Source organism: Gordonia sp. McavH-238-E (assembly GCF_022348225.1).
In the GTDB taxonomy this organism is placed as follows: domain Bacteria; phylum Actinomycetota; class Actinomycetes; order Mycobacteriales; family Mycobacteriaceae; genus Gordonia; species Gordonia terrae.
Window position 1 is genome coordinate 71873 of the sequence record NZ_JAKRFE010000021.1, and the last position, 7176, is coordinate 79048.

Below are 7176 nucleotides of genomic sequence, written 5' to 3' on the forward strand. Positions count from 1 at the left end.
TCCATGCCACACGTCTATGTTTCAGACCCCATCCATCCCGACGTCCTCGACGACCTGCACCGCATGGGCCGAGTGTCCTGCGGCTATGGAGAAAACGCAGTCACCTTCGCAGACGTCGCAGCCAACATCGACGCAGTCCTCCTGCGCGCCGAGACCTTCGACGCGGCAAAGATCACCGCCGCACCGCAGATGCGCATCATCGCCCGCCACGGAGCAGGTACTGACAACGTCGACATTGCGACAGCCACCTCCGCAGGCATCTGGGTCACCACCACACCCGGGGCGAACAGCAGCGCCGTTGCCGAACATGTCTTCGCCCTCACCCTCACCCTCGCCCGACGCACCAGCACCGCCGCCACCGGAACCGCCAACGGCCAATGGTCAACCCTCAAGCCGACCCTGACAGGTTTCGAACTTGGCGGACGAGTAATGGGTCTGGTGGGCTTCGGCCGCATCGCCCGCCACGTCGCTCGGATAGCCAAGGCCTTCGGAATGACGATCATCGCCGCTGACCCCCACGTCGATACCGCCGCGATCGAGGCCGACGGCGTCAGCGCGGTCGCGTTGCCCGAGCTGTTCGCCCAGGCCGACGTCATCAGCCTGCACGCGCCGCTGACTCAGGACACTAAACACCTGATCAACCGAGACGTCCTGGCCACCATCCGGTACGGCGCCATCGTGGTGAACACCTCCCGCGGCGAATTGATCGACGAACAGGCGCTCGTCGAGGCCCTCGACGCGGGTCGTCTGCGCGGCGCCGCCATCGACGTCGTCGAAGGCGAGTCCGTCGACATGCGAGATCCGCTGCAGCACAGCTACCTCAGCGGCCATCTCGCTCGTCCCGACCTCATCGTCACACCACACGTCGCTGGCCAGACCGACGAGGCATTGCTCGCCGCAGGTACCGGAGCACTCACCTGCATCCGACAGGTCCTGGCCGGCCAGACCCCTGAAAATGCGGTCAACGACGTCCCCGCCCCCCGCACCATCGCCGGCTGACCAGCCGATTCTGAAGGAGATCTGGTGTTCATCACCGCCAATACCGACAACATTCGCATCACCACCGACTGGGCCCGAGCATCGCGCGAGGACATTGGCAGACTCGCCAACCACCCGGCTGCCCTGATCGGTGACGCCCAGGAACGTATGGGAGTCATGACCGGCACCATCCGGCTGGCCACCCCCGGCCTCAGGCTGGCCGGCACCGTCTTGCCGGTGCTCGCCCGCGAAGGCGACAACCTCGCCATCCACCGCGCCCTGGACGACGCCCAGCCCGGCGATGTCCTGGTGATCAATGCCAACGGCGACACCAGCCGGGCTGTGTTCGGCGACATCCTCGGCGAGATCTGCGTGGCCAAGGGCATCGCTGGAGTCGTCATCGACGGCGCCGTCCGCGACGTCGACGAACTCACCGCAATGAAACTGCCCGTCTTCGCCACCGCGATCACTCCCGCCGGACCGTGGAAGAACGGTCCCGGAACGATCGGCAAAGCAGTCGCCTGCGGGCACGTTGTCTGTCACCCCGGTGACGCCATCTTCGGTGACAGCGATGGCGTGGTCGTCGTCCCCCGCGCCGACGTAGGCGCGGTCGCCGACGCCACCGACAACCAGGACCGCAAGGAAGACGCCATCCGCGCCGATGTGCGCGCCGCCCTCGGTCACTGACACACACCCAACGACCCCCGGTCGGGCAGACATTCCAGCCCGGCCGGGACACTCTTGCACAACGCCACAAATGAGAAGCGAGAAGATGTTCCGTAAGATTCTGGTGGCCAACCGCGGCGAGATCGCCATCCGCGCCTTCCGAGCCGCAGTCGAACTCGGCGCGAGCACCGTCGCGGTCTATCCGTACGAGGATCGCAACTCGGTCCACCGCCTCAAGGCCGACGAGTCTTATCAGATCGGCACGCTAGGCCACCCCGTCCGCACCTACCTGTCCATCGACGACATCATCGATGCGGCCCGTCGTGCCGGTGCGGACGCGATCTATCCCGGTTACGGATTCCTTTCGGAAAACCCAGATCTGGCCGAAGCGTGCCGCCGAGAAGGCATCACCTTCATCGGGCCCACCCCCGACGTCCTGGAACTGGCCGGCAACAAGGCCCGCGCAATTGACGCCGCCCGAGCGGCGGGTCTACCGGTCCTGGCGTCCTCGGCTCCCTCCGACGACGTCGAGTCCCTTATGGCCGCCGCTGAGTCGATGCGCTTCCCGGTCTTCGTCAAGGCCGTCGCCGGCGGAGGCGGCCGCGGCATGCGCCGGGTCGAGCACATCGACGACCTCCGCGACGCGATCGAAGCCGCTGCTCGCGAAGCACTGTCGGCGTTCGGTGATTCCACCGTGTTCCTCGAAGAAGCCGTCGTCGACCCCCGCCACATCGAGGTGCAGATCCTCGCCGACGCGCACGGAGAGGTGATCCACCTCTTCGAACGGGACTGCTCGCTGCAACGACGTCACCAAAAGGTCATCGAACTGGCCCCGGCACCCCACCTCTCCGATGAACTGCGAACACGGATCTGCGCCGACGCCGTGGCCTTCGCCCGCCACATCGGCTACTTCTGCGCCGGTACCGTCGAGTTTCTGGTCGACACCGAGGGCAATCACTTGTTCATCGAGATGAACCCCCGCATCCAGGTGGAGCACACGGTGACCGAAGAGATCACCGACGTCGATCTTGTGCAGGCCCAGTTCCGGCTCGCCGCAGGCGAATCACTGGCCGACCTCGAGTTGCGACAGGACACCCTGAGCATTCGGGGCGCCGCGCTGCAGTGCCGCATCACCACCGAGGATCCCGCCAACGGATTCCGGCCCGACACCGGCCGAATCTCCACCTACCGCACCCCCGGCGGCGCCGGTGTCCGCCTGGACGGCGGGGCACACCTCGGCGCCGAGGTCGGCGGCCACTTCGACTCCATGATGGTCAAACTCACCTGCCGGGGCCGTGACCTGCCCGCTGCCGTGGACCGTGCACGGCGCGGACTGGCGGAGTTTCGCATCCGCGGCGTGGCCACCAACATCGGCTTCCTGCAGGCGGTCTTGGAGGACCCCGACTTCCGCGCCGGCAGGGTGACCACCTCCTTCATCGAGCAGCGACCGGATCTGCTCACCGCCCGGGTGTCAGCCGACCGCGGCACCCGAATCCTGAACTATCTCGCCGATGTGACGGTCAACAGACCGCACGGCGAACGACCGGCCAGCGTACATCCGCGCGACAAGCTCCCATCGATCGATCGCACGCTACTTGCCAGTCCGCCCGCCGGTTCGAAGCAGCGTCTGATCGCCCTCGGACCTGACGGCTTCGCCGCGCAACTGCGTTCCCAGACCGCCCTTGCGGTCACCGACACCACGTTCCGCGACGCGCACCAGTCCCTGCTGGCCACCCGGGTACGCACAATCGGCCTGACCACTGTCGCACCGTATGTAGCCGCCCTGACGCCCGAGCTGCTATCGGTCGAGTGCTGGGGCGGCGCCACTTACGACGTCGCCCTGCGGTTCCTGAAAGAGGACCCCTGGGATCGTCTCTCCCAGCTACGCGAAGCGATTCCGAACATCTGTCTGCAGATGCTGCTTCGAGGCGCCAACACCGTCGGGTACACCCACTACCCCGCCAGTGTCACCACAGCCTTCGTCGCGGAGGCCGCCGCGACCGGCGTCGACATCTTCCGGATCTTCGACGCGCTCAACAACATCGACGCAATGCGGCCGGCCATCGACGCCGTGCGCGAGACCGGGGTCGCGGTAGCCGAGGTTGCCCTGTCCTACACCGGTGACCTGTCGAACCCCGGCGAGGATCTTTACACACTCGACTACTACCTGCGACTGGCCGACGACGCCGTGCGTGCCGGGGCACACATTCTCGCGATCAAGGACATGACCGGCCTGCTTCGACCGGCAGCAGCGTCGACCCTGGTGAGGGCGTTGCGCTCGGAGTTCGACCTGCCCGTCCACGTCCACACCCACGACACCCCGGGCGGGCAGTTGGCGACCTACCTTGCCGCCTGGCAGGCAGGCGCTGACGCCGTCGACGGCGCCAGTGCCGCCCTCGCCGGCACCACCAGCCAGCCGGCGCTGTCGGCCATCGTCGCCGCCACCGCCCACACCGACCGCGATACCGGTCTCGACCTCGCGCGGGTCGGTGACCTCGAGCCGTACTGGGAGGCCATCCGAAAGGCCTACGCGCCTTTCGATTCCGGGCTCAGTGCTCCCACCGGGAGGGTATACACACACGAGATCCCGGGCGGTCAGCTATCCAATCTTCGCCAGCAGGCAACTGCACTCGGACTCGCCGACCGCTTCGAGGACATCGAGAGCGCCTACGCCGACGCCGATCGCCTACTCGGACGACTGATCAAAGTCACGCCCTCATCCAAGGCGGTCGGCGATCTCGCGCTCGCGCTCGTGGGCAAAGGCATCACCGCCGACGAGTTCGCTCCCGGTCCGGCAGCTTTCGACATCCCCGACTCAGTGATCGGATTCCTGCGAGGCGATCTCGGCGAACCCGCAGGCGGTTGGCCGGAGCCATTGCGGACCGAGGCGCTCGCCGATCGCGGCCCTGCTCCCGCCCCCGCCACCTTGAGCGCAGGAGACGTTGCAGCATTGAACGTTCCCGGACCGATTCGGCAAGCGACTCTCAACCGCTTGCTCTTCCCGGGCCCGACTACTGAGTTCGAGGAGCACCGCGCCGCATACGGGGGCACCTCGCGGCTGTCGGACAACCAGTTCTTCTACGGGCTGCGCTACGGCGACGAGCACCGGGTCGAACTGGCTCCCGGCGTACAGCTCCTCATCGGACTCGAAGCCATCAGCGAGCCCGACGACCGCGGGATGCGGACAGTCATGTGCATTCTCAACGGACAGCTCCGCCCGATTCAGGTTCGTGACCGCTCTGCCGACGTCGAGATCCATGTCGCGGAGAAGGTTGATGTTAACAATCCTCGGCACATCGGCGCACCGTTCGACGGGGTAGTGACGCTCCTCGTGTCTCCCGGCCTTTCCGTCGCCGCCGGAGCACCGATAGGCACGATCGAAGCGATGAAGATGGAGGCCACCATCACCACACCCGTGGCCGGGACCGTCACGCGACTGGCCGTGAGCACGATCGCTCACGTCAATGGGGGCGACCTCCTCATCGTCACGGAACCCGACGAATGACCGCTATTCACCGACCGCACCCGATGGACGGCGCCACCTTCGACAGCATCACGCGGCGGTATCAACGTGGAACCGAACTGCATTTCCCGAGGGCACACACCGACCACTGGGACTGGCAACTGCGGAGCCGATGCCGCGAGATGCCGGTGGATACCTTCTATCCCACAAACGGCATCGCGGGCCACACCCGCCGGGTAGCCCGAACGGACAGCCAAGGCGATCTGCGAAACGTGTCCGGTCGTCGCCACGTGTCGCGATGTCGCCCTGCGTACCCGCGAACCGTACGGCGTTTGGGGCGGACTCAGCGCCTACGAACGCGCCGCCATCACGCACCTGACCGACACGACGACCACCTGACCCCCATCGATCCGACCCGGAGACACCATGAAGATCACAATCAGAGAGAACGAGGTCGCCCTGAGCGAGGTGTACGACTTCTCCGACGTGCGGTTGCTAACCGGCCTCGATGCCGTGCAACTTGCGCGCACCCTCCGCCGACACGGGGTCGGGTATGTCGATGGCCCGGCCGTGCACGTCAACACTCTGTGGCTGCGCAACCAGCAGGAAGGGCCGCAATGGCAGGCAGGCATCGACGGACTGATCTTTGCGGCTGAGACCCTTGGGCACTTCGACGGGGTCTTCATAACGACACCGATCACGTCCCTACCTCTAGCTGGAACGTCCTTCGTCGGCTGAGGGTTACCAGCGGGCTGAGACCTCGCTTCGACCGAGCCCTTGATCAACTCGATCGTCGATGTGAACGTTCTTGCTGGACTGTTGTCGACCGACGACAGCGCGTCGCCCCGACGGCGGAGCTCCCCTAGCGGACCCCGACGCCGTTCTCATCTCGACAATGCCCGTCGCCGCCGCATCCGCGCCCCCGCCGACTCTAGTAGCGTCGTGCGCGCCAAACGGTGAGGGGTACGTTCCGCCAGCATTGAGTCCTACGCTCGTCGATCAATCATTTGAGATTTACGTTGGTCGTTATATCGCAGTTGCGGCTTAGGCATTGCAGCCTCTTCGGTTAGCCCTTCGGCCGTTTATCGACCAGCCGCTTGGCCTTCCCGGTCGAGCGGAACAACGCGGCGGGCTCGACGGCGTCGACTGTGACGGTGACCCCGATGCGACTCTTGATCAGCTTCTGCAGCTCGACAACTGCAGCTGCTCGATGCTCTGCCGATACGTCCTGACGGTACTCCACCCCGAACCGTCAATGCGTACCAGAACGTCCACATCCCGCTGGCCAATCAGGTACCCGGTTTGCAGCAGTACACCTACGGCAAAGTCAGCTCGCTCGGCGGTTCCGAGCCGCCGTACAACTCTGTCGCGGGCTTGTACTTCGCGGATCGCGCCGCCCTACGGGCCGGCCTCGCGTCGCCCGAGATCGGCGCGGCAGGAGCCGATGTGAAGAACTTCAGCTCCGGTGGAGCGACCATGTTCGTCACCGAGGAAGAGACAGTCGGTCCATGACAACAACCGATGAGTCGGAGGGCCCGCGCGATCACCCGATCGCGCGGCCATGTTCGACTCCGATGCCGCATCCCGAACACTCGGTATCGAGCTCGTAGAATTATCCGCCGGCCACGCCGAAACGCTGATGACCGTAACTGAAACCATGGTCAATGGACACGGCATCACACACGGTGGCTATGTGTTCCTTCTCGCGGATACCACCTTCGCACCCGCTTGCAATAGCCATACCCAACCCGCAGTGGCGGCCGCGCAGACATCCGGTATCTGTGCCCGACCTATGCTGGTGTCCAGTTGCGCGCCGTAGCTACAGAGCGAGTGCGACTGGGTCGCAGCGGTCTGTACGACGTTTCAATCTTCAGCGGTCGGAACGTAATCGCCGAGTTCCGCGGTGATCGTCGAGTTATTTCGAAGTGAGCTAGTTGTAAGACCCGGGCAGGTTGTGAACGTGTAGGCGTTCGATCGGGGTGAGTCCGCCGATACCGCTGTGGGCTCGGTGGTGATTGTAGTGGTGCAGCCAGTCGTCGTAGGTGGCTGTGCGGGCGGTCTCTGAGCTG

8 protein-coding genes and 1 pseudogene are annotated in these 7176 nt (G+C 65.4%); 7 read left to right on the top strand and 2 right to left on the bottom strand.

Annotation, left to right across the window (positions count from 1 at the left end):
* Positions 1 to 3: 3 nt before the first annotated feature.
* The 5 genes from MHN80_RS23355 (at position 4) to MHN80_RS23375 (ending at position 5845) form a co-directional block, all read left to right on the top strand.
* Positions 4 to 999 (top strand): hydroxyacid dehydrogenase, encoded by a 996-nt coding sequence (locus MHN80_RS23355; protein ID WP_239403854.1) that lies wholly within the window; start codon positions 4 to 6, stop codon positions 997 to 999.
* Positions 1000 to 1023: 24 nt separating this feature from the next.
* Entirely contained in the window at positions 1024 to 1665 is a 642-nt protein-coding gene (locus MHN80_RS23360) for an RraA family protein (RefSeq protein ID WP_239403855.1), read from the top strand.
* 85 nt (positions 1666 to 1750) lie between these two features.
* Entirely contained in the window at positions 1751 to 5149 is a 3399-nt protein-coding gene (locus MHN80_RS23365; RefSeq protein WP_239403856.1) for a pyruvate carboxylase, read from the top strand.
* 219 nt (positions 5150 to 5368) lie between these two features.
* Entirely contained in the window at positions 5369 to 5506 is a 138-nt protein-coding gene (locus tag MHN80_RS23370) for a WhiB family transcriptional regulator (RefSeq protein WP_308219796.1), read from the top strand.
* A 27-nt stretch (positions 5507 to 5533) separates the two neighbouring features.
* On the top strand, positions 5534 to 5845 hold the full coding sequence (locus MHN80_RS23375) for a hypothetical protein (protein WP_239403857.1): 312 nt from the start codon (positions 5534 to 5536) through the stop codon (positions 5843 to 5845).
* 328 nt (positions 5846 to 6173) lie between these two features.
* On the opposite strand, the gene MHN80_RS23380 is transcribed toward MHN80_RS23375, so the two are convergent.
* Positions 6174 to 6350 (bottom strand): hypothetical protein, encoded by a 177-nt coding sequence (locus tag MHN80_RS23380; RefSeq protein WP_374206409.1) that lies wholly within the window; start codon positions 6348 to 6350, stop codon positions 6174 to 6176.
* Between MHN80_RS23380 and MHN80_RS23385 the strand changes: the two genes are divergently transcribed.
* Together MHN80_RS23385 and paaI are read left to right on the top strand one after the other, a co-directional pair.
* Positions 6329 to 6619, top strand: a complete 291-nt coding sequence (locus MHN80_RS23385; protein WP_308219797.1) for an EthD family reductase — start codon at positions 6329 to 6331, stop codon at positions 6617 to 6619. The two genes, MHN80_RS23380 and MHN80_RS23385, sit on opposite strands and share 22 nt — an antisense overlap.
* A gap of 49 nt (positions 6620 to 6668) precedes the next feature.
* A pseudogene (paaI, locus tag MHN80_RS23390) lies at positions 6669 to 7036 on the top strand (hydroxyphenylacetyl-CoA thioesterase PaaI).
* A 1-nt stretch (position 7037) separates the two neighbouring features.
* On the opposite strand, the gene MHN80_RS23395 reads toward paaI, so the two are convergent.
* The coding region (locus MHN80_RS23395) for an integrase core domain-containing protein (RefSeq protein WP_239403861.1) at positions 7038 to 7176 on the bottom strand (139 nt) is incomplete at its 5' end.

Bases quoted from the DNA above. Each gene is read 5' to 3' on its own strand.
- MHN80_RS23355 (WP_239403854.1), top strand. From the start codon at position 4: ATGCCACACGTCTATGTTTCAGACCCCATCCATCCCGACGTCCTCGAC.
- MHN80_RS23365 (WP_239403856.1), top strand. From the start codon at position 1,751: ATGTTCCGTAAGATTCTGGTGGCCAACCGCGGCGAGATCGCCATCCGC.
- MHN80_RS23375 (WP_239403857.1), top strand. From the start codon at position 5,534: ATGAAGATCACAATCAGAGAGAACGAGGTCGCCCTGAGCGAGGTGTAC.